Origin of the sequence: Mesorhizobium sp. M4B.F.Ca.ET.143.01.1.1, from assembly GCF_004792275.1 — a bacterium.
Classification (GTDB): Bacteria; Pseudomonadota; Alphaproteobacteria; order Rhizobiales; family Rhizobiaceae; genus Mesorhizobium; species Mesorhizobium abyssinicae.
The window spans coordinates 430,500-453,174 of record NZ_SRSR01000001.1; the positions used below are offsets into that span (position 1 = coordinate 430,500).

At 64.6% G+C, this 22,675-nt stretch carries 21 protein-coding genes; 6 read left to right on the forward strand and 15 right to left on the reverse strand.

Translation table 11 applies throughout. The annotated features are described in order from the left end of the window. Nucleotides 1–99: 99 nt before the first annotated feature. Nucleotides 100–1,011 (forward strand): LysR family transcriptional regulator, encoded by a 912-nt coding sequence (locus tag EN786_RS02030; RefSeq protein WP_127310964.1) that lies wholly within the window; start codon nt 100–102, stop codon nt 1,009–1,011. Here the strand turns inward: EN786_RS02030 and EN786_RS02035 are convergent, their stop codons facing one another. The 8 genes from EN786_RS02035 to EN786_RS02070 form a co-directional block, all read right to left on the reverse strand. Next, nucleotides 1,012–3,330 (reverse strand): Tex family protein, encoded by a 2,319-nt coding sequence (locus EN786_RS02035; protein ID WP_135907939.1) that lies wholly within the window; start codon nt 3,328–3,330, stop codon nt 1,012–1,014. A gap of 124 nt (nt 3,331–3,454) precedes the next feature. Further along, complete coding sequence (locus tag EN786_RS02040) at nt 3,455–4,633, reverse strand: serine hydrolase (RefSeq protein ID WP_127311460.1); 1,179 nt, start codon at nt 4,631–4,633, stop codon at nt 3,455–3,457. Between the two features lie 26 nt (nt 4,634–4,659). Continuing rightward, entirely contained in the window at nt 4,660–5,856 is a 1,197-nt protein-coding gene (locus EN786_RS02045) for a serine hydrolase (protein ID WP_127311461.1), read from the reverse strand. Nucleotides 5,857–5,923: 67 nt separating this feature from the next. After that, a complete protein-coding gene (locus EN786_RS02050; protein WP_127283889.1) occupies nt 5,924–6,958 on the reverse strand; it encodes an extracellular solute-binding protein in 1,035 nt (344 codons plus the stop codon). A 23-nt stretch (nt 6,959–6,981) separates the two neighbouring features. Continuing rightward, nucleotides 6,982–7,779, reverse strand: coding sequence for an ABC transporter permease (locus tag EN786_RS02055; RefSeq protein ID WP_127311462.1), 798 nt, complete (start codon nt 7,777–7,779; stop codon nt 6,982–6,984). Next, entirely contained in the window at nt 7,772–8,692 is a 921-nt protein-coding gene (locus EN786_RS02060) for an ABC transporter permease (protein WP_127283891.1), read from the reverse strand. The genes EN786_RS02055 and EN786_RS02060 overlap by 8 nt, the downstream gene beginning before the upstream one ends. Continuing rightward, nucleotides 8,692–9,786, reverse strand: a complete 1,095-nt coding sequence (locus tag EN786_RS02065; RefSeq protein ID WP_135907941.1) for an ABC transporter ATP-binding protein — start codon at nt 9,784–9,786, stop codon at nt 8,692–8,694. The genes EN786_RS02060 and EN786_RS02065 overlap by 1 nt, the downstream gene beginning before the upstream one ends. A gap of 126 nt (nt 9,787–9,912) precedes the next feature. Further along, complete coding sequence (locus EN786_RS02070; RefSeq protein ID WP_127310673.1) at nt 9,913–11,592, reverse strand: amidohydrolase; 1,680 nt, start codon at nt 11,590–11,592, stop codon at nt 9,913–9,915. 259 nt (nt 11,593–11,851) lie between these two features. Between EN786_RS02070 and EN786_RS02075 the strand changes: the two genes are divergently transcribed. Then, nucleotides 11,852–12,505 carry a TetR/AcrR family transcriptional regulator gene (locus tag EN786_RS02075; protein ID WP_127310672.1) on the forward strand — a complete coding sequence of 218 codons (654 nt, stop codon included), beginning with the start codon at nt 11,852–11,854 and terminating at the stop codon, nt 12,503–12,505. A gap of 23 nt (nt 12,506–12,528) precedes the next feature. After that, nucleotides 12,529–13,560 (forward strand): histone deacetylase family protein, encoded by a 1,032-nt coding sequence (locus tag EN786_RS02080; protein WP_127310671.1) that lies wholly within the window; start codon nt 12,529–12,531, stop codon nt 13,558–13,560. A 42-nt stretch (nt 13,561–13,602) separates the two neighbouring features. On the opposite strand, the gene EN786_RS02085 is transcribed toward EN786_RS02080, so the two are convergent. After that, nucleotides 13,603–14,796, reverse strand: coding sequence for a TMEM43 family protein (locus EN786_RS02085; RefSeq protein WP_189340564.1), 1,194 nt, complete (start codon nt 14,794–14,796; stop codon nt 13,603–13,605). A 457-nt stretch (nt 14,797–15,253) separates the two neighbouring features. Between EN786_RS02085 and EN786_RS02090 the strand changes: the two genes are divergently transcribed. Both EN786_RS02090 and EN786_RS02095 read left to right on the forward strand, forming a co-directional pair. After that, nucleotides 15,254–15,958: a helix-turn-helix transcriptional regulator gene (locus EN786_RS02090; RefSeq protein WP_127310669.1), complete on the forward strand. Its 705-nt coding sequence runs from the start codon at nt 15,254–15,256 to the stop codon at nt 15,956–15,958. Next, the gene (locus tag EN786_RS02095; protein WP_127283898.1) at nt 15,955–16,725 is read left to right on the forward strand and encodes a helix-turn-helix transcriptional regulator; all 771 of its coding nucleotides are present in this window, start codon (nt 15,955–15,957) and stop codon (nt 16,723–16,725) included. The genes EN786_RS02090 and EN786_RS02095 overlap by 4 nt, the downstream gene beginning before the upstream one ends. Nucleotides 16,726–16,846: 121 nt before the next feature. Here EN786_RS02095 and EN786_RS02100 read toward each other — a convergent pair whose 3' ends face one another. The 6 genes from EN786_RS02100 to motA are packed head-to-tail and all read right to left on the reverse strand — an operon-like array spanning nt 16,847 to nt 21,714. Next, nucleotides 16,847–17,281, reverse strand: coding sequence for a hypothetical protein (locus tag EN786_RS02100; protein ID WP_127283899.1), 435 nt, complete (start codon nt 17,279–17,281; stop codon nt 16,847–16,849). After that, complete coding sequence (gene flhB, locus EN786_RS02105; protein WP_127283900.1) at nt 17,278–18,360, reverse strand: flagellar biosynthesis protein FlhB; 1,083 nt, start codon at nt 18,358–18,360, stop codon at nt 17,278–17,280. Before flhB ends, EN786_RS02100 begins: the two co-directional genes overlap by 4 nt. A gap of 24 nt (nt 18,361–18,384) precedes the next feature. Continuing rightward, nucleotides 18,385–19,401, reverse strand: a complete 1,017-nt coding sequence (locus EN786_RS02110; RefSeq protein ID WP_127283901.1) for a flagellar motor switch protein FliG — start codon at nt 19,399–19,401, stop codon at nt 18,385–18,387. 44 nt (nt 19,402–19,445) lie between these two features. Next, entirely contained in the window at nt 19,446–19,832 is a 387-nt protein-coding gene (gene fliN / locus EN786_RS02115; RefSeq protein WP_127310667.1) for a flagellar motor switch protein FliN, read from the reverse strand. A gap of 33 nt (nt 19,833–19,865) precedes the next feature. After that, complete coding sequence (locus EN786_RS02120; RefSeq protein ID WP_127283903.1) at nt 19,866–20,804, reverse strand: FliM/FliN family flagellar motor switch protein; 939 nt, start codon at nt 20,802–20,804, stop codon at nt 19,866–19,868. 34 nt (nt 20,805–20,838) lie between these two features. Further along, complete coding sequence (gene motA, locus EN786_RS02125; RefSeq protein ID WP_126087864.1) at nt 20,839–21,714, reverse strand: flagellar motor stator protein MotA; 876 nt, start codon at nt 21,712–21,714, stop codon at nt 20,839–20,841. Nucleotides 21,715–21,894: 180 nt separating this feature from the next. On the opposite strand from motA, the gene EN786_RS02130 reads away from it, so the two are divergent. Then, nucleotides 21,895–22,671: a DUF1217 domain-containing protein gene (locus EN786_RS02130; protein ID WP_189340727.1), complete on the forward strand. Its 777-nt coding sequence runs from the start codon at nt 21,895–21,897 to the stop codon at nt 22,669–22,671. Nucleotides 22,672–22,675: the final 4 nt, after the last annotated feature.

Here is a 22,675-nt window from a genome sequence, read left to right on the forward strand (position 1 = left end):
CTCTCCCGGCAAAATCTTGAATTGCCTGGCTTATCGACCTCCGCACGGAAAAAATCAAACAAAATTGCATCACGGATCAATGAGCGTTAGTAATGGATTATGAACGTCCAGCGCCGCCTCCTGCCCAACACAGCCGCCCTCGCCGCCTTCGAGGCGGTGGCGCGGCTCGGCTCGTTCACCGCCGCCGCCCGCGAACTCGACCTGACGCAAGGCGCCGTCAGCCGGCAAATCGGCCTCCTGGAAGAGCAGTTCGGACGCCGGCTGTTCGAGCGCGACAGCCGCAATGTCCGGCTGTCGACGGCGGGCGAGATCTATGCTGAAGCGGTGCGCTCAGCACTTGGTCAATTGCGCGACGCCGCTCTCGGATTGATGAGCAATCGACATAGCGGCGCGCTGAACCTGGCAATCCTGCCAACCTTCGGTACACGCTGGCTGATGCCACTGATCCCGGATTTCGTCGCCCGCCACCCCGACATCACCATCAACTTCGCCACCCGCATCGGCCGCTTCGACTTCGCCCGCGAGAGGCTGGATGCCGCAATCCATCACGGCATGCCCGACTGGCCGGATGCCGACTGCACGCTGCTGATGCGCGAAACCGTGATGCCGGTGGTTTCACCCGAATTCCTGGCCAGCCGCGACATCGCCTCGCCGGCCGATATCAGCCGCCTGCCGCTGCTGCACATGGCGACGCGTCCTGGCGCCTGGAGCGAATGGTTCGAGGAGCAGGGTCTCAGCGCACCGACTGGGCCGGGCATGCAGTTCGAGCAGTTCGGCACAGTCGCCCAGGCCTGCATGGCGGGGCTCGGCGTGGCGCTGCTGCCGGAAATCCTGATTGCCGGAGAACTGCAGCGCGGCCAGTTGCTGCCGGCGCCCGGCCAGCCGATGCAGAGCCGCAGCGCCTACTATCTGGTCGTGCCGCACGACAAGCGCGGCCATCCACCGGTCGCCAGTTTTCGCGACTGGCTGCTGGGCCAGGTTGAAAAGGAGCCGGCTTTCCTGGCCTGGTAACTACTTGCGCTTCATCGCCTCGGCGAGCGCCGCGCCGAACGCACCCTGAGATGGCCGCTCCGGCTGGCGTTGCGGTGCTGGCGAGCGCGGCGCCGGCTTGCCGCCACCGTCACGCTGGCCGCTGCGCGCCGCTCCACCTTCGCCGCCATCCTTGCGCATCGACAGGCCGATACGCTTGCGCTTGATGTCGACGTCGACGACGCGCACCTTCACCACGTCGCCCGCCTTCACCACCTCATGCGCATCCTTGATGAAGCGGTCGGCCAGCTGCGAGACGTGGACCAGCCCGTCCTGATGCACGCCGATGTCGACGAAGGCGCCGAAAGCAGCGACATTGGTGACGGTGCCTTCGAGCTGCATGCCCGGCTTCAGGTCCTTGATGTCGTCAACCCCCTCGGCAAAGGTCGCCGTCTTGAAACCAGGACGCGGATCGCGGCCGGGCTTTTCCAGCTCCGCCAGGATGTCGCGCACCGTCGGCAGGCCGAAGCGCTCGTCGACGAAGACACGCGGATCGAGCGCCTTGAGCGCAGCACTATCGCCCATCAACGCGCGCACGTCGCGGCCGCAGGCGGCGACGATCTTCTTCGCCACGCCATAGGCTTCGGGATGCACCGAGGAAGCATCGAGCGGCTCGGCGCCATTGGCAATGCGCAAGAAGCCGGCGGACTGTTCAAAGGCACGCGGTCCGAGCCGCGCCACTTTGAGCAGGTCCTTGCGGCTGGCAAACGGCCCGGTCGCATCGCGATGCGCAACGATTGCTTCGGCAAGCGACGGCCCAAGCCCCGAAACCCGCGCCAAGAGCGGCGCCGACGCCGTGTTGAGATCGACGCCGACGGCGTTGACAGCATCCTCGACCACTGCTTCCAACGAACGGCCAAGACGGTACTGATCGACATCGTGCTGGTACTGGCCGACGCCGATCGACTTCGGCTCGATCTTGACCAGTTCGGCAAGCGGATCCTGCAAGCGGCGAGCGATCGACACGGCGCCGCGCAGTGACACGTCGAGGCCGGGGAATTCCGCCGCTGCCGTCGCCGAGGCCGAATAGACCGAAGCGCCCGCCTCGCTGACGATCACCTTGAGCGGCTTCGGGCCGGAACCGGCTGGCAGGTCCGACAGCATGTCAGCGACCAGTTTCTCGGTCTCGCGGCTGCCGGTGCCATTGCCGATCGAGATCAGCTCGACCTTGTGCTGGCGGATGAGCGCCGCGAGCTCGGCCTGCGCCCCGCGCACGTCGTTCCTGGGCGGGAACGGATAGACCGTCGTCGTCGCCACCAGCTTGCCGGTGCCATCGACCACCGCCACCTTGACGCCGGTGCGGATGCCCGGATCGAGCCCCATCGTCGGCCGCGAGCCGGCGGGCGCGGCGAGCAGCAGGTCCTTCAAGTTGCGCGCGAAGACGTGGATCGCCTCCTCCTCCGCCCGCTCGCGCAGGTCGCGCATCAGGTCGAGCGTCAGATGCAAGGACAGCTTGATGCGCCAGGTCCAGCCGGCGACCTCCATCAGCCAACGGTCGCCCGGCAGGCTGCCGCCGATCGCATAGGCATTGGCAATCATGCGCTCGACCGGCTTCACCGGCGATTGATCGTCGGCATCGACCTCGATGTCGAGCGACAGCACCTCCTCGTTGCGACCGCGCAGCATGGCCAGCGCCCGGTGGCTGGCTGCGTTCGCCCAGCGTTCGACATGGTCGAAATAGTCGGAGAATTTGGCGCCCGCCTCCTGCTTGCCATCGACGACCCTGGCGCGCAGGAAGGCACGCTCCTTCATATAGGCGCGCAGCTTGCCGACCAGATCGGCATTCTCGGCGAACTGTTCCGACAGAATGTCGCGCGCGCCCTCGAGCGCGGCCTTTGCGTCTGCCACTTCTTCGGTGATGTAGGCGAGCGCGAGATCGGCGGGCACCGCCGCACGGTCGGCAAGGATCGCCTCGGCCAGCGGCCCGAGCCCACGTTCCCTGGCGATCTCCGCCTTGGTGCGCCGCTTCGGCTTGTAGGGCAGGTAGATGTCTTCCAGCTCGGCCTTGGTGGCGGCAGCAGTGATCTTGGCCTGCAATTCCTCGGTCAGCTTGCCCTGTTCACGGATGGAACCGAGGATCGTCTCGCGGCGCGCATCGAGTTCGCGCAGATAGGCCAGTCGCTCGGCCAAATCGCGCAATTGCGTGTCGTCGAGCCCGCCGGTGACCTCCTTGCGGTAGCGGGCCACGAAGGGCACCGTCGCGCCCTCGTCTAGGAGGCCGATCGCCGCCGCCGCCTGCTCGGGCCGCGCGCCGATCTCGGCCGCGATGATTGCTGCAATGCGTTTGATGTCGGATGCCATGCCGGTCCCTGTCGAAAAGAGCGGCGACCATAGGCCTGGATGCCGTCCTCGCCAACCGCGCTGTTCGGGCCCCGTAGCGAGGTTCCACAGAAAAACGGTTACGAAACCGCCCCGCCGAGGCGGCTCAGACCATGCGGCTCAGCGCCTCGAAGAAGGCGACCAGCTCGACATCGAGCCGGTCATCGACCGGCTCCGGCTGCGACGACATCTTGGCGATCACCACTTCGGCCTTCGGGTTGACGTAGAGCCATTGGCCGTGGATGCCGATGCCGCAGAAGGCGCCGCTGTCGGCGCCGGTCTGGTACCATTTGTTGCGGTAGCGGCCCTTGGGAAAGAGAAAGGCCATCGTGCCGCGCTGCCAGGCCTCGAAGCTGCCGCCGGTTGAAACCGTGTCGCGCACCCAGGCCTCCGGCACGATGCGGCGGCCATTGGCCATGCCGCCCTCCCGCATCATCTCGCCGACCCGCGCCAGGTCGCGCGGCGTCACCGAAATGCCGCCGGCCGTGCGCGCCGTGCCTTCCATGTCGACGGCGATCGAGCCCTCGCTCGCCGCGCCGAGCGGCTGCCACAATTTCGCGCGCAGGAGATCGCCGATGCGCTGGCCCGACGCCCGCTCCAGCAGCATGCCGAGCAGATCGGAATTGGGCGAGCGGTAGCGATAGGTCTGGCCGTGCGGCTCGCCGAGACGCTGCAAACTCAGGATGAACGCCTTGAGGCTTTCGGACCCGCCTCCCGGATTCCACAGCGTGGCGCGGCGGTAGCGGGCAAACGCGCTTTCGGGATCGAGATAGGCCTCCTCGAAATCGAGGCTGACGGTCATGTCGAGCACATGCCGGCAGCTCGCATCGCCATAGGCCGACCCCTCGGCCTCGGGAATGTAGCTGGCAACAGGCGCGTCCGGGTCGAACACTCCCTCGCCTTCCAGTATGCCGGCGAGGATGGCGGTGAAGGACTTGCTGATCGAGAAGATGATGTGGCGCGCGCCGAACTCCATATGCGGCGCGAACCAGTCGCCGACCAGCCTGCCGCCCTTCAGGACCGTCAGCGCATCGGTGTCAGAGCGCTTGAGAAAAGCCGCGACCGTTTCCGGCTCGGCCGCCAGCGCGACCTTTTCGTCGAGCAGCCCGCCAAGCGCCTGCGCCGGCGCCTCTGCGCCGCCCGACGCCGCGAAGGGCGTGCTCGGCACCAGTTCGCCGACATTCTGGAACGACCAGCGATTGAATGGGCTTTCGCGCCAGTTGGAGAGCAGCACCGCATTGCGGGCAAAGCCATACTGTGTCTCGAACGCGGTCCTGCCGGTCATGACGATCTCTTCTGCTTGCTTGTGGGTCAGCCCAGCGCCGCGGCAATGGCGTGCACGGCCTTCAGCGTCGCCACCGAATAGGCAATGTTGGCGAAATCCGGGTAGGTCGACAGCTTCACCACGACCAACCGGTTGTCCCAGCCGATATGGATCAGCTGCCCGAACACGCCCCGGCACATCAGCGCGCGCGAGCGCGGATCCTCGATCCAGAACTGGTTGCGGTAGCTACCTTCCGGCAGGCTGGGATTGAAGCCGGGACCGTGCCTGCCATTGCGTGTCGCTTCGATCCAGTCGGCCGGCACCACGCCACCGCCATTGTCGAGGATCAGCTGGCCGAACCGGCCATAATCGCGCAGCGTCGCATTGAAGCCGCCCTCGGCCAGCGCATAGCCGGCGCTGTCGACGCTAAAGCAGGCGCTCTCATCAGCGCCAAGCTTTTGCCAGAGTTCCTCGGAAACCAGTTGCGCCAGGCGCTTGCCGGTCACCCGCTCCATGATGAAGGCGAGCACGTCGGTCTCGATCGAGCGGTATTCGAACGCCTCGCCATGCGGCCGGACCTTGTCCTTCAGCCGCAGGATCAGCTCGAACATGTGCGCCGGCCACTGGAAGGCGGGATCGCTGCCAGGCGGCACCGGTTTCCAGCCGCTGGCGACGTCGACCTGGCCGATCTCCGAATAGGGGTTGGTGTACTCCTCGGAGAAGCGTACGCCCGTCGTCATATCGAGCACCTGCTGCACGCTGGCGCCAGCCCAGGCGGTCTCGCCGAGTTCCGGGAGATAGGCGGTCACCGGCCTTGCCGGATCGATCAGGCCGCGCCCGGCGAGGATGCCGAACACCGAGCCGGTGACCGACTTCGCCATCGACTGCGACAGATGCAGCGAGCGCTCGTCCATACCGTTGAAATAGCGCTCATAGGCTATCTTGCCGTCCTTGAGCACGAGAAAGCCGTCCGTGTAAGTCTCGTCGAGCAGCCCGGCGAGCGTCGTCGCAGATCCCGTGCTGTCCACCACCGGCAAGTCGTCGAGATCGACCTCGACGCGCTCGAAACGGCGGCGATGACCATTGCCACGCCAGACCTCGACGGTCGGCAGGACTTCACGGATATTCTGGAATGCCCAGCGGTTCCATGGCCCTCTGTCCCAATCGAGCTTCGGTGGCACCAGCTTCGGCGGCGAGCCCTGCATGATCGGCGGCCGCGGATCGGAGTTGCGGTAGGAATCCATGATCAATGTCCCGACGACATGAAAACGGACCCGGCGGCGGCCTGCCGCCGGGTCCGTCGCGATGCGGCTACTTCTGCAGTTCGGTCCAGATCTTGGTGTAGAGTTCCTGGACCTCGGGCGGGCACATCACCTGCAACTCGGCATGCGCCTTGTCTGCCTCGGGAATGACCACTTCGGGCGCATCCTTCATGTCGGCCGGCATGTATTTGTCCGAACCGGTGATGGCATTGGCGTAGCGGTGGAACGCCGACAACCCGGCGGCATTTTCCGGGTCCATGATGAAGTTCTGGAACAGCTTGGCGTTCTCGACGTTCTTCGCTTCCTTGAGAACGGCGACATTGTCGCTCCACAGGCCAAAGCCTTCCTTCGGATAATTGTAGTGGATGGCGGGATTCGCCAGCCGCTGGCGCAGCGCCGAACCGTTCCAGTCGCTGGTTGCCTTGAAATCGCCGGCGCCCATCTTCTCGATGGTGTTGTATTCCATCGCGATCCAGTTGGGCTTGGCGGCAACGAGCAGGTCGCGCACCTTCTTCAGCACCGCCTTGTCGTCCGTGCACTGCTGGCCCCCGACATATTTGGTGGCCGCGAACATGACGTCGCCCATCTCGGGGACGACGTTGACCTTGCCCTTCAATTCGTCCGGCGTATTAAAGACGATCCCCCAAGTGTTGGCCGGCCCCTTGTAGGCATCGGTGTTGACGACCACGCCGATCGTGCCCCAGGCCCACGGCACCGTGTATTTGCGGCCTGGATCGAAATCGGGATTGGCCCATTCCGGCGCCACATTCTTGAAGTTCTCCATCTTTCCAGGATCGGTCTCGAGCAGAAGACCTTCCTTGATCCAGATCGGAACGTAGGTCTGCGAGGGCACCGCGATGTCGAAGCCGGTGCCGCCCTGGCGCACCTTGGCCAGCGCCGTGTCGTTCGAATCGTAGTCGGTGATCGTCACCTTGACGTTGTATTTCTGTTCGAACTTCTTGATGACGTCGGGGCTGGTATAGTTGCCCCAATTGTAGATGTTCAACTCGCCATCGGCGAAGGCCGCGCCTGTCGACGCAAGCAGCGCCAAGCCGATGGCGGTCGCCGTGATCTTCCAGTTCATGGTTGTGCTCCCATTTCTGATGTCTAATCGCGTTTCCTGCTGATGAAGAAAAACAACGTCACGATGGCGACCGACAAGAGCAGGAATACGGTCGATATCGCGTTTATCTCGGGTGTTATCCCCCGACGGATCTGGCCGAGCATGTAGGTCGGCAGCGTGTCCTGGCCGCCCGACTTGACGAACTCGGTAATGACGACGTCATCGAGCGAGATGACGAAGGCCAGCATCAGCCCGGCCAGGATGCCGGGCCACAGCAGCGGCAGCGTGATGCGGCGGAACGTCCGCCACGGCGTCGCGTAAAGATCGGCGGCGGCACGTTCCAGCGTCAGGTCCATGTTCTCCAGCCGCGCCCGGATCGGCAGGTAGGCGAAGGGGATGCAGAACGCCGTATGCGCGGCGATCAGATAGCCGAGGCCGGAATAGCCGGTGAAAATCTTGATGCGCGAGAAGAAGATGAGCAGCGCCACGCCGGTGACGATCTCCGGCACCATCAGCGGTTGGTTGATCGCCGCGTATTTGAAGGTCAGCCCGGGATAGGCCGCTGTCCGGGTCGTCGCCAGCGCCGCCATGGTTGCTGCGATGGTCGCCAGCACCGCGGCAACCGAGCCGATCTGGAACGATCGCAAGGTGGCATCGATCACTTGCGTGTTCTGCCATGCCGACTGGAACCATTTCAGCGAGAAGCCGCCCCATTCCGAGGTCGATGTCGCGGCGTTGAAGGCGTAGAACACCAGGACGATGATCGGCAGATAGAGGACGACGAAGCAGGTCGCGGCGATCGCGGTGAAGCCCGGCTGGTGCTTGATCGAGAAATTAGCCATGGCGCACCTCCGCCCGTCCGGCATTGCGCACATAGGCCAGAAGCGCCACCATAACGATGATCATCACCGTGATCGACAGCGCCGAGCCGAGCGGCCAGTTGCGGCCCTGCCCGAACTGCAACTCGATCAGGTTGGACAGCATCATGTTCTTGCCGCCGCCGAGCACGCTGGGCGTGACATAGGCGCCGATCGCCGGAATGAAGACCAGGATCGAGCCGGCGATGACGCCCGGCCTGACCAGCGGGAAGATGATGCGCCGCAGCACCTGGAACCGGCTGGCGTAGAGATCGTAGCCGGCCTCGACCAGCCGGAAGTCGAGCTTCTCCATGCTGGCATAGATCGGCAGCACCATCAGCGGCAGGTAGACATAGGCCATGCCGATCAGGATCGCCGTATCGGTGAACAGGATTTGGACCGGCGCCGAGACGATGCCGAGCTTGATCAGGATGGTGTTGATGATGCCCTCGTTGCGGATGATCTGCAGCACCGCGAAGGTGCGGATGAGCAGGTTCGTCCAGAACGGTATGGTGATCAGGAACAGCCAGATGTCGCGCGTCTTTTCACTGCGCGTCGCCATGAAATAGGCGGTCGGGAAACCCAGCGCCAGGGTGGCGATCGTCGTCACGATCGCCAGCTTGATGGAGCGCCAGAAGATGGTGACGTGAGCGGCGGCAAGCGAAAGCGTGTCGTCGAAAATGTCACGCTCCATGAACACCGACAGCCAGGCCTCCGGCGAGAATTGCCATTTCACGTCGCCGTACGCGCCGGGCGTCAGCAGCGAATAGACCAGCACGATCAGCAGCGGGCCGGTCGCCGCCAGAAAGATGATGATGAGCGCCGGCGCCGACAGCAGCCAGCGCGTGCGGACGTCGCGCCGTTCCGCTTCCTTGGCGACTTGTTCCGCGGTGGCCATCAGTCCCTCAGCACTTGCGCGGCGTCGTTGCCGATCAGAATGCCGACCTTGTCGCCGCGCTCGAAGCCGCAGCCGGCGCTGCGCGTGTTCTGCTGACGCACGGTGAAGGCCTCGCCGCTGTCCAGCTGGACATGGATATGCGTGTCGGTGCCGAAATAGACGATGTTCTCGACCGAGCCCGACAGATCGCCCTTGCCGCTGGTCAGCTTGGCATGCTCCGGCCGCACCACCACGGTGGCGTTGTCCTTCGGCTGGAAGCCTTCGGCCACGGTCGCCTCGATGGTCGCGCCGGATTTGAGCGTCGCCCGCGCCTTGCCGCTGCCCATGCCCGATATGGCGGCGGTGAGGAAGTTGGTCTCGCCGATGAAGTCGGCGACGAAGCGTTCCGCCGGCTTGTCGTAGATGTCCCAGGGTGTGCCGACCTGCAGGATCTTGCCCGACGACATCACCGCGATGCGGTCCGACATCGTCAGCGCTTCTTCCTGGTCGTGGGTGACGAAGATGAAGGTGATGCCGGTCTCGTGCTGCAGCCGCTTCAGCTCGATCTGCATCTCCTTGCGCAGCTTGTAGTCGAGCGCCGACAGCGGCTCGTCGAGCAGCAGCACCTTCGGCTGCGGCGCCAGGGCCCGGGCGAGCGCCACGCGCTGCTGCTGGCCGCCTGAGATCTGGCTGGTGCGGCGGCCGGCAAGCGCCTCCATCTTGACCAGCTTCAGCATCTCGCCGACGCGCGCCTTGATCTCGGCCTTGGGCTTGCCGAGCATTTCCAGCCCGAAGCCGATGTTCTCGGCCACCGTCATGTGCGGAAACAGCGCGTAGGACTGGAACACGGTGTTGACCGGCCGCTTGAACGGCGGCAGCGGCGCGATGTCCTGGCCGTACAGCAGGATCTCGCCGGCGGTTGGAAAGTCGAAGCCGGCGATCAGCCTCAGAAGCGTTGTCTTGCCGCAGCCGGAAGGCCCCAGCAGCGTGAAGAACTCGTTTTCGCGGATCGACACGGAAACCGTGTCGAGAGCGGCAACCTGGTTTTCACCGCTGCCAAATACCTTGCGGACGCCACGAACCTCGATCGCATTCTTATCCGGTTGTTCCGGCACGATTACCCCATTGAGATGGCCTGCTCTTGGCGGCAGGTTTTGTTCCTGTTTGATTGTCACCATAAGCCAATCGGCTTGGCAACTGCGGAGCTTGGACTGGACTAAAAAGCAATTCCCGTGCCACCGTCAGGCTTGATAGGTGACCTTTCCGCCGCAAACCGTGGTGACCGGCCGCACCTTGTGCAGATCTTCCGGCGCGGTCGCCTCGATATCGGCCGAGAGCACCACCAGGTCGGCCAGATAGCCCGGCTTCAGGCGGCCCTTTCGGTTCTCCATGAACTCGGCATAGGCCCCTTCCACCGTATAGCCGGCAATCGCCTCGTGCAGCGAGAATCTCTGATCGGGGTCGGTGCTTGCCCATGGTTTGCGCAACACTGCCGCCTGGATGCCCAGGATCGGATCGATGGACGCTACCGGCCAGTCGGAAGCGAAGACGACGCGCGCGCCAGCATTCTTCAGGGTCCGCCATGCATAGCTTAGCGGCCAGCGGGCCTGCCCGATGCGCGACACCGTCGGTTCCAGCGGAAAATCCATCGCGCCGGGCGGATGCGGCGGCTGCATCGAGGCGACGACGCCAAGCTTTTCGAAGCGCGGCACATCGTCGTCGGTTATGACCTCGATGTGCTCGACACGATGCCGGCTGTCGCGCTTGCCGTTGGCCTTGGCGGCCGCCTCGTAGCCGTCGAGCACGGCGCGCACCGCCCCGTCGCCTATCGAATGCACCGCCATCTGCAGCCCACGCTTGTCGACGGCCACCGCAAGCTCGGCAAACTGCGGCGGCGTGAACAGCGGCTCGCCCACCCAGTCCGGCCGGTCGGCATAAGGCTCGACCATCACCGCCGTCCAGGAATCGAGCACACCGTCGTAGAAGACCTTCACCATCCCCGACGACAGCCACTCGCCATTGTAGCGTTCGGCCATGATGGACGCCTTGTCGAGCATGTCGAGCGTCATGAAGTTCTTGTAGTGGAACGGTATCTGCGCGCGGCAGGGCAAGCCCTCCTCGGCCTCGATCTCGGCCAGCAGCTCGAGTTGGTAGAGATTGCCGTCCATGTTGTGGATCGAGGTGATGCCGTGGCGCGCGCACCAGGCGAGCCCGCGCCGCATGATGTCGCGGTCGGCGGCGCGCTCGGCGGCACTCGGCATCGGGTTCGGCTCGCCGCCGGTCGCCAGCCCGAGCCGCACCCGGCCTTCGCCTGCGAGATCGAGCACCGGACCGAACGCCTCGCCCTCGCGCAGCTCGCCCGCGGCCAGGCCATCCTCGCCCATGACGATTTCGTTGCCCGGACCAAGCGTGCGTCCGTGCAGGATGCCTGCCAGTTCAAGCGCCTTGGTGTTGGCCCACATCGTGTGGTGGTCGGGAGCGGCCATGACGAAAGGCCGGTCCGGCAGGATCGCGTCGAGATGGTGGCGCGTCACCCGCTCGTCGCCAAGCACGGCATAGTCGACGCCTTGGGCGACCAGCATCTTCGCGTCGGGCCATGCCGATGCATAGTCGCGGATCGCTGCTTGCAGCGCGTCGAAGCCGTGGACGCCCGACAGTTGCAGATGCGCAAGCTCGGCCGCGCCCGAAAACAGATGCATGTGGGCTTCGATGAAGCCGGGGATCACCGAGCCGCCCCCGGCGTCGACGATCCTGGTGGCCGTTCCCTTGTAGCCTTCGATCGAGGCACGGCTGCCGATGGCGATGATGGCGCCGTCCCTGACGGCAATGGCTTCGGCGGTGGGATTGTCGGCATCCATGGTCAGCACACGACCGTTGACGACGATCAGATCCGCATTGTGATCCGCACCCGTGACAGACATCGCGACTCCGCGCTTTTGACGACTGGCCGTGACCGGCAACCCTTGACCAACGGCGTTCCACTCCGCCGGAGCGGCGCGCCATGGGACAAGAATGATGCCAGCGCGCTGTCTTCGAAATTCCCCTTGTTATCCCGGCAGACAGCGTGGATAAAGAATGCGACTAATTATTCGCGTTTGTCAACGCTCCGAATTTCGAATGAATTGTGGACAGCACCCAGCGCCTGTCTTGAGACCGGGCGGGGAACGGGGACCTAGAGCCGTGAAGCGCAACCTCAGCCGCGAAACCAGGATAGCGCTCGAACCGCGCAAGCAGCCGCGCCAGGAACGTTCGAGCAAGGTGGTCGACAGGATTCTCGACGCGGCGCTGACCTTGACGCGGGAGCAAGGAACCAAGGCGCCGACGACGCTCGCCATCGCCCAGCATGCCGGCCTGTCGGTCGGTTCGGTCTACCAGTATTTTCCAAACAAGGAGGCCATTCTTCTCGACCTCGCCCGGCGCTGGCTGTCGTCGTTTCCGGAGGTGATCGCAAGGCGCATCGAGGTCGCCCCGCCCACCAACCGCGAAGAGTTTCGCCAGGAAGTGCGCAAGCTCTTCATCGACACCTCGAAGCTCTATCTCGACAACGCCAGCCTGATGCCGGTGATCGAGGCCATATCGGGAAATGCCGACCTGAGGCCGATCCAGAACGAATATGACGACCAGATCGTCGCCCTCTACGCCGCATGGCTGCAGCATGTGAACCCGGCTCTTGAAGACAAGGTCGCGAGCCGCCTCGGCTTGCTGATGATGGAGGTCGGGCACGCATGCCGGCTTGTGGGGCTGAAAAGGGATCGCAAGACATACGACCTTATCGAGGACGATGTGGAAGTGATGTGGCTCGCTTTGGTGAACCCCTATCTCAATCTTGACTGATTTCAGACTTCGAGAGGAATTTCATGAAGACTGTCTATTCGCCGCTTCACGCCGGCCATGCAGGCCAGATGGAACTGGTCACGTCGGCGATCGTGCCGGGTTTCGAAAAGCCGTCCCGAGCGGAATTCATCAGGGCGCGCGTCGAGAGCGAGAAGTTGGGGCCGATCATCGGGCCGGTCGAGCATGATCTCGCCGCCGCCAAGCGCGTGCACAGTGCCGACTACATCGACTTCCTGCCGACCGTCTGGCCGCGATGGACGGCTGAGGGGCACAGGGGCTCGGCCATGGCGTTCACCTGGCCGACGCGCGGTTTGCGCGGCGACGTGCCGCCGCAGCGCATCGACGGCCTGCTCGGCTATTATTCCTTCGACGCCGGCGCCACCTTCGTCGAAGGCACCTGGGCGGCGATCAAGTCGTCCTATGAAGTGGCGCTGACGGCGGCGGAACTGGTCAAGGCCGGCGAGCCGGCCGCCTTCGCGCTCTGCCGCCCGCCCGGCCATCATGCGGGCGCCGCCTTCATGGGCGGCTATTGCTTCATCAACAACGCCGCCGTCGCCGCGCAGTGGTTCCTCGACCAGGGCGCCAGGCGCGTCTCGATCCTCGATGTCGACTACCATCACGGCAACGGCACGCAGGAGATCTTCTACGGCCGCGGCGACGTCCAGGTGATCAACCTGCACGGTGATCCGATGACCGAGTATCCGTTCTTCCTCGGCCATGCCGACGAGCACGGCATCGGCGAAGGCGAAGGCTTCAACCTCAACTACCCGATGCCGTTCGGCACCGACTGGGACGGCTGGAACGCCTCGCTGGAGGATGCCTGCGCCAAGCTTGCCGCCTACGCCCCCGATGTCGTCGTGGTGTCGCTCGGCGTCGACACGTTCGAGAAGGACCCGATCAGCCAGTTCAAGCTGACGAGCGCCGACTATCCCAAGATCGGCCGCCGCATCGCCAGGCTCGGCCTGCCGACATTGTTCGTCATGGAAGGCGGCTATGCGGTGGAAGAGATCGGCATCAACGCCGTCGGCGTGCTGACCGGCTTCGAGGACAGGTAGGAAGCCAAGGGGCGCCCGCAGCCGCCCCTTGGAAACTCCACGCTATGCGGCAGCGCCGGGGCTCGGCGCCGCGGCCGGCACGGCCGGTTTGCGGGAACGCCCAAGCATGTACACCGCCACCGCCGCGATCACACCGGCGGCCAGGATGGCGGCCGCCAGCACCGGCCGATACCAGAACCAGGCGATGGCGATCGTCGTCGTCCCGACCAGGATCGCCAGGACGAAGGCGATGATGCCGGTGCCCAGCCGGGCCAGGCTGCCGAGGAAGGGTATGACGTCGAAGATCACCCCGATCGGGCCGAGCAGCAGGGCAAAGCCTATCGTCAGCAGGATCAGGCCGCCGGCGCGCAGCAGCCAGGTTATCAGCGTGTTCGCGCTGACCGCCTCGGCGAACATCCTGTCGGCCGGCACGTCGTCCGTATCCACCATCAGCAACGCATCGCCGGCCGCCGTCTGGTAGGGCTCGAACCGGTCGCCGGCCTGGCGTGCGACGATGCTGACGGTGCCGAGCGGCGCCAGTTCGTAGCCTATGCGATAGTCGCCCAGCGCCGGCGACATCGTATCGGCGCCGAGATAGATCCTGCCGTCGACGATGTTGATCGGCTTTGCACCGGTATAGGCAGCCTCGATCGCGGCCGACTGGCTGGGCGAGAGCGAAAATTCCTTGTCGCCCCCGATGCGGTCGAGCACCGGCCTGTCGAGCGTGAAGGCGCCGAGTTTGCCCTCCGCAATCTGAAAGCTCTTGCTGTGGATCGCCATCGGCGGGTTCTGGTGGCCGTCGGGCTTCTTGAAGTCGGATGAGTCGATCTGGCTGTCGTCCCACACCTTCGAATAGCTGTAGGTCGTCACCGTCTCCTCGCCGCCGCCCAGCTTCTTCGTCGTCTCCGACTTGGAGTCTTCCTTCCACTGGTACATCTCGACGCTGCGCGACAGGCGCAGCCCCTCGGCCTGAATGCCGAAATCCGGATCGGCAAGACCTTTATCGGCCGTCACCGGTCCAGTCACATGCACCAGCCTGCCGTCATTGCCGGCGTCGACGCTGTCGACGCCGACCGAGACGACGGCGCCGGCGCCTTCCGCCAGCGAGCGCGCCGTCTGCACCGCGCGCCCTTCGTTCCAGAACAGACCGATCACCATCAGCACGATCAGGATCAGGCCGAAGACCACCCCGCCGACCGCGCGCTTGATCCGTCCGAACCACGAGACGGACGTCACTTCCTGAAATGAATCGCTCATCGTTTCCCCCCGCAAGACCACCGGCAACGGACGCCCATCCAGTGCCACCATGCGAATCCTAGCCGAATCGGCCGCGCCCCGATATGGCGGCCCGGCACCGGCCTCGCTTTTTCCGTCGAAGAGACCGGTTGAAAGCAGCGCGAAACGGCCCCTGAGTCGCGATCCGAGTCCACCGGATTCGATTTTGTCAAATCGCGTTTGATGTCGGATTCATCTACGGGTAGATTAGACCCGAATCAGCCGGTCCTCGGGGGGCGCGGCGACCACCCAAAGTCTCAAGTTCCGGCACTCGGCCGGCACTAGACGCGGACGGCTTCGCGTTCCCTGTAGGGATTCCGACCTGGTTGGGCGCTGACCGCGCCTTGAGTGTGTCTTCGTGACAGTGACGCGTATTTCGGGTTCGGCCGCTGGCGACACCAGCACCGGGCACATGGATCGATTCCGGCCAAAGCATAAAATGAGCAGTCCCGCCGCGCTTCTCCAATCCGAACCATCGCGCCTGGCGTCTCGCGGCGACCTCACCAGGTTTTTCATGCAGCTTGCCGCCGAGATCGGCGCCGACAGCTACATGCTTGTCGCCATCATCCACGACCAGGATCGCAGCGATGCCCGCATCGTGTCCTCCAACTGGATATTCGACGCCATCGAGCTCATCGGCAAACGGCTGATAGCCGGCCTCGCCCAAGGGCCGCTGACCGCGTCGCCCGGCAACCGCCCGAGGCCACTGGTGGCCGCCCAGGCGCCCGATGCCGGCGCGCTGCTGAGCGGCGAAGAGGCCCGCCTGCTCGATGTGCTCGGCCATGCCGAAATCTACTCGCTGAGGCTGAATGTCGGCCGCCAGCGCCTGTTCGCGCTGTTCTCGGCCGCCCAGGCCGGCAAGATCGACCAGCCGGGGCTGATGAAGGCCCAGCTGAAGTGCTGCTACGCGCTGTCCAACATCCCGCAGCTGATCGCCGCCGCCGCCATGCAGGACCCGCTGTCCGACCGCGAGCGCGAATGCCTGTTCTGGGTGTCGGAGGGCAAGACCACCGACGAGGTCGCGCTGATCCTCGGCGTCTCGTCGAACACCGTCAACAGCTACATCACCCACGCGATCCAGAAATTCGCGGCCAGCAACCGCGCGATGGCCATCGCGACGGCGATCAGGAGCGGCATCATTTGAAACAGGCACAGGTCAAGGAGGCGGCCGAGGCCCTCTTCAACGAGCAGCGCAGCCCCTTCGGCGCCTTCTCGCTCGGCTCCGAAACGCACCACGCCGTCACCATTCCGGACGCCGTGCGCCGCTGCCGCTGGATCGCCGTCGACATCAACGCCGGGGCTTTCGGCCTGTTCTTCGTCAGCCCTTCGCTGGAACGGGCTCGCCTCGTGCCAAGCTTCGATTCGGACTACCCCGGCACCTCCGTGGCCACCAAATTCATCTCCGGCGCCAATGGCGAGGAAATGGTGCGACATACCCGTATCTCCACGGCGCCGCGCTGGTGGGCGGACGACGGCATCGCCAGCTCGCAGCAGGCCTTCCAGGACCTTGCCTGGGCCGAAAGAACGGCGCCGCTCGCGCCCGGCACCAACGGCATCGCCTTTCCCGTCCATGCCGACCGCGGCCAATGCGGGCTGGTCATTTTCCTCGGATCGGAAATCGCCTTGCCGCAGGACGTGCTCTACGAGATCCACGCCCGCTGCTTCTCGCTCTTTGCCGCGGTTGCCCGCATCCGTCCGACCGACACCGGCCGGATGCGCTCGATCTCCAAGCGCGAGCTCGAATGCCTGAAGCTGACCGCCAACGGCAACACCAGCGAGGAGATCGCCAAGCTGCTGAAATTGTCGGTGCACACCGCCAACCAGTACCTGACCCAGTCGACGCAGAAGCTCAACGCCGTCAACCGCAACCAGGCGGTGGCCAAGGCGCTGCGGCTCGGCCTCATCGAATAGATCGACCCGCGAACGCTCTACACTCGGACCCGGCCAAAAGCGCGCGCCGGTTCGAGGCAACGGCATGCCAGGCGCGGCGGTCGATCGACCGCCGCGCCTTGCTTTCAGCAATGGCGGATTTTCAGTAGGCGAGCGGCTCGGTCCTGCGGATGCGGGCCTGCTCGATCACCGCTTCCAGCAAAGCGGTGTTGTGCTCCGGATTCTCGCCCGGCTTTTCGAACGAGACGTAGTTGACCACGACATGGTCCTTGTCTTCGCTCAGCGTCAGCTGGAAATAGACGGTGACGCCGGGCGGCCTGAGCTCGAGGTCGAGCACGATGCGCGGGCTGCCGCTCCAGTCGACATGGGCTTCGCCGCCGTGACCGAGCCTGAGCGTACCCGGCATGAAGAACAGTTCGGCCGCCGAATCCACCAAGTCCGACAGGCAGGCGAAATGCTCCAGCCGGATGAAGGCGATATAGTCGGCGACATCGATCAGCCTGAGTTCGGCGATCACCTGCTCGATGGCGCTGGCGACGATGATTTCGCGGGATTTTGCATAAGCTTGCCGGTTCATGAGGTCAGTCTGCGCTCAGCCTTTTTCGAGTAGACGATCCGCACCAGCTCGGCGACGGCCTGATAGAATTGCGACGGGATCACGCTATCAACCGAAACTTGCTTGTACATGGAGCGCGCAAGCGCCACGTCTTCGAAGATCGGGATGTTGTGCTCCCTGGCGATCTCGCGGATCTTCAGCGCCACCAGATCCTGACCCTTGGCAAGCACCAGGGGCGCGGAATCCTCCTCGCGGACATATTTGAGCGCGATGGAAAAGTGCGTCGGATTGGCAATGATCAGGGTGGCGCGCGGCACCGCCGTCATCATGCGGCGGCGCGCCCGGTCGCGCGCCAGCGACCGCAGCCGCGACTTGACGATCGGGTCGCCTTCCGACTGCTTCATCTCGTCCTTGACTTCCTGCTTGCTCATGCGCAGGTCGCGCCGCCAGTTGAAGCGGGACCAGACGAGGTCGACCGCCGCGATCAGCCCCATGACGAAGACGATCGCAACCAGTATGTCGACGGCGATGCTGCGGATGACAAGGCCGAAGGCGACGGGATTGGTGATCATGCCGGCAAGCAGCCTGCGGTGATCCTCCGACAGCGTGAAGCCAAGCACGACGACGGCAAAGCCGAGCTTGCCCAGTGATTTCAGGAACTCGACGAAGCCCTGCACGCCGAACATCCGGCTCCAGCCCTTGGTGATGGAAATGCGCGACAGCTGCGGCCTGATCCGGTCGCCGACGAATTGCGGCATGTTCTGGAACACCGACGCGCCGACGCCGGCCACCACCAGCAGCACCAGCAGGCTGACGACGGCGCGGCCGATCTCGAAAATGACGGACTGGTAGAGCGCGATGACGTCGTTTTCGGTGTCCATCGGCCAGGCTTCCGGCTTTTCCAGGAACATCGACAGGAACATGCCGAGATCGACGATGGCGTCCTTGGCGTAAAACACCGTGAACACCAGTATGGCGACGAAGGAGGTGAAGATCGCCGCTTCACGCGAATGGGGCAGCTTGCCCTGTTCGACGGTGTCGCGGATCTTCTTTTCTGTTGCTTCCTCGGTTTTGGAGTCCTTGTCGACCGCTTCAGCCATGGCGCGTCAACCGAGCCGTCGCCATCATGCCGCTTCGCTCTGTGCCGATGAGGGGAGTTCGAACGCCCCTTCGCGCGATAGCCGGATCGTCGCAACCGCGATCGTCTTGCGGGCTCCCAGGATGTCGGCCAGCGCGACGCCTTCTGATCCCTGGCCGAGCTCGGATTCGATCATGCGTCGCGACCTTGCGCCGATCGCCGACAGCACCGATTCGGTGAGCGCCGGCGGCGCGCCGCGCAGCGCCAGCGTGACCAGTTCTGTCGACAGCCCGTCGAACAGCAGCACCCGCGCCTTCTGGGTCAGCAGCGGCAAATCGTCGAAGGCGAACAGCCGCGACCTGACGCCGTCAAGATCAGGCGTGCCGGCCTCCTCCAGGTCGTGCATCACCTCTTCGAGCTGAGGCTTGTCCATTTCGTTGAGCACGCTGGCGACACGCGCCTGTCCGACCGAGATGTCCTTCGCCGCCGCCTGTGACAGCAGACTGCTGCGCAATTGGCTTTCGACGATCTTGGCCGCCGCGTCCGGGACCGCGGCCAATGTGACCATGCGTTTGATGATCTGGCTGCGGATGGGCTTTTCCATCGTCAGCAGCACATTGGCCGCCGTCTGCGAGGAAAGCTTCGACAGCACCAAGGCCGAGGTCTGCGGATGCTCGCCGGACAGGAAGGCGCCGAGGCGGCCGGCCTCCAGCTTTTCGAGGTCGGGCCAGATCGGCGGCGGCCCCTCGGGCGCCACCTCGAACCTCTTGTCGCCCATAATGGCGCTCATTTCCTCGGGCGACAGCGATTCGTTGAGGATGGTGTCCATGCGGTCGGCGGAATCGAGCAGTCCCGCCCCCTCGGTGAATTCGGCTTCGAACTCGGCGACGATGCGTTCGAGATCGTTCTGCGGGATGGTGCGCAGCAGGCGCGCCCCTTCGATCAGTGCCTTCAGCTCCTCCTGCTTGAAGAATTTCAAGAGCCGGCTGGCCGAGGGCTTGCCCATCGCCACCAGGATGGCGGCTGCCTTCTGCGGGCGCGTCAGCGTGGTCAGCGTCGTCATGCTGTCTGTCCTTGCAGGCGATCGATGGGCGCGCCGGCCATTGCCTATGCGCTCTTGGTGGCGGCGATGATTTCGGTCAGCCTGATGCCGAAGCGCGACGGATCGCTTTCAAGCACGGTGATCTCGCCGCGGGCGATCTTGCGGCCATTGACCACGACGTCGACAGGTTCGCCGATGCGCCGGTTGAGCGCCACCGTCGAGCCCTTCTGCAGCGCCATCAGGTCGGACACTGCCATCTCGGTGCTGCCGAGGATGATCTGCACGTCGACCGGGATGGCCATGATGATGCTGGAATTGGCGCCTGATGCCGCCCGCAGGGCCGCGTCCGGTCGCCTCTCCTCTTCCTTGAGGACGCCGCGCAGTTCCTCGATGGCGCGGTCGAGTTGCTCGTCCGGCTGGTCGGGGTCGGCTTCCATCTTGGTCTTTGCCATACGTCGTCTCCAAAAAATCGGACCAGCCCGGCGTCAGCCCGGCATCAGCCCGTCGATGAAATCCTGCCCGGCATCGTAGGGGTGCCGGACGCGGACGGTGTAGTTCTGGCCGAGCTTGCCGAAATCGCAGACGAACAACGTCTTGTCGCGCGCGCTGAGCCGCGCCTGCGATTGCGCGGTCTCCTCGAATTCGATGATCTGCCCGACTTCGAGGCTGGCGAGGTCGCCGAGCGTCAGCCGCGCAAGCGGCATCGTCGCTTCCAGCATCACCGCCGAGCGCATCACTTCTTCAGAGAAGCGCGCGCGCCAGTCGGAGCCGGCCGCGTGATCGTCCTCGTGGGCGCCGGCAGCGCCGCCGCGAGTCGCCAGCAGGACGCGCTGCGGGATCATCACCGTGACAGTGCCGCTGTCGGTCGGCGTCGAGATGCCGAACACCATGCGGACCGACGCCCCGTCACGCAGCACGCGCCGCTTCGCCTCCATGCCCGACATCGCCCTCTGCACCGGCAGCCGCAATTCGAGCGAGCGTTTGCCCGATCCATTGAGAGCCTGCGCGACCAGTTGGAACACCGTCGTCGCCACGTCGGTTTCGATCTGCGACAGCTCGCGCTCGATCGGCGACACCGGCACGTCCGGGTCGCCGCCGAACAGCGCGCAAACCATCACCGCGATGCCCGGCGCGTCGAGCACCAGGGTCATGGCATCGGAGGAGGTCGGCGAGGCGACGATGGTCATGGCGAATGTGTCGCCGGCGTCGCTGCGCGCCTCGGGAACACGGCTGACCGCGACCGCGCGCAGATCGACGGTGACCGGCGCGCCGAGTTCGCCGATAAGGCTCTTCTGCAGCAGCGGCACGGCGCGTTCGGCCATCCCCCGGCCGGCGCCGATGACATGGTCGGCCTCGCCGCTGTCGCCGACGAGACGTTCGATGATCAGGGAACGGGTCTGCGACGGACTGCCCGGACTGGTCATGATGGCGAGCGGCCTTGTCTGTGTTCACGCATGCTCAGGCCGCTTTCTTTTCGGCCGTGCCGGTGTTCATCGTGCTCTGCTCGACCGCATCGATGGTCGGCCGCTCGTAGGACGAGATGGTCTTGCGGCCGAATTCGATCGCGACCTGCGGCAGCGCGCCGTTCATGTAGGCGAGCAGCGTCTGCTTGACGATGATGTAGAGGCGGTTCTTCTTCTCGCGCACGGTCTTGATCTTGGTGGCGACCGGGCCGACGACGGCATAGGACAGGAAGATGCCGAGGAAGGTGCCGACGAGTGCGGCGCCGATCAGGCCGCCGAGGATTTCCGGCGACTGGTCGAGCGCGCCCATCGCCTTGACCACGCCGAGCACCGCGGCGACGATGCCGAGCGCCGGCAGGCCGTCGCCCACCGCCACCATCGCGTGGTAGGCCTTCAGCTTGTCGGTCCTGATGGTCTGGATCTCCTCGTCCATCAGCGCCTCGATCTCATGCGAGCGCGCATTGCCGATGATGATGATGCGGCAGTAGTCGCAGATGAAATGCGTCAGGTCGTGGTTCTTCAGCACCGTCGGGAAGGCCTGAAAGATCGCCGACTCTTCCGGATTGTCGATGTGCGCCTCGACCTCGCTGCGCGACTTGGAGCGCAATTCGCGCATCAGGCTGTGCAGCACGCCGAGCGTCTCCAGATAATCCCGTTCCTTCGGCACCGCCTGCTTGAACGCTTCGAGAATGCCCTTGCCGGTGTCCTTGACGGTCTTCATCGGGTTGGCGACGAGGAAGGTGCCGAGCGCCGCGCCGCAGATGACCACCGCTTCCCAGGGCTGCATCAGCACGTGCAGATGGCCGCCCATGGCCATGAAGCCGCCGAGGACGCAGCCGAGCGTCACCACCAGTCCGATCAGAATGCCCACGCAAGATCCTTCCGCATGTCACCGCAGGTCCCAACCGATAATCCACGTGCCTTGTGTGAGGCTTGAATCGACGAGGCTTCAACCCCGCGAGGTCCGGCTCGCGGGTTGCGGGGCCGATTCAGCTTCGCGCAAGGAAGTGACTGTATTTTCCTGGAATAGCTTCGGCCGGAGGCGCACAGCGTGTTGAACACTTATACGAGCTACCAGCTTATCGCCAAGGACATCCCCAAGGCGATCGACCAGGTTGAGGCGCAGCCCGTCGTCAAGCGTGACACCGACTACTATCTCGCCAATATCGGCAACATCAAAACCATCGACGACTTCGTCAAGGACACCCGCCTGTTCACCTATGCCATGAAGGCATACGGCCTGGGCGACATGGCCTATGCCAAGGCTTTCATGGTCAAGGCGCTCAAGGAAGGCGTCTCGGATTCGGACAGCTTCGCCAACAAGTTGAGCGACAAGCGCTACGCCGCCTTCGTCAAGGCGTTCAACTTCGCCGCCTACGGCTCGACCGCCACGCTCTTTCCCTCCGCCCAGCAAGGGGCGGTCGACAAATACATGCGCCAGACCCTGGAGGAGAACGCCGGCGAGACCAATCAAGGCGTGCGGCTGGCACTCTACTTCCAGCGCAAGGCGCCCGACATCACCAACTGGTACGACGTGCTGGCCGACACTGCGCTTGCCAGCGTGGTGCGCACCGCCCTCGGCCTGCCCGATTCCTTCGCCGCGGCCGAGATCGACAAGCAGGCGCAGCTGTTCGAGCAGAAGCTCGACATCGCCGATTTCAAGGACACCGACAAGCTGAACAAGTTCCTGACCCGCTTCACCAGCCTGTGGGAGATCAACAACCCGACCTCGACGGCAACGACATCGGTCAGCGTGCTCTTTTCCCAGCCGACCACGGTGGGCATCTCGACCGATCTGATGATGGCCATGCAGAAACTGAAATTCTGAGAAC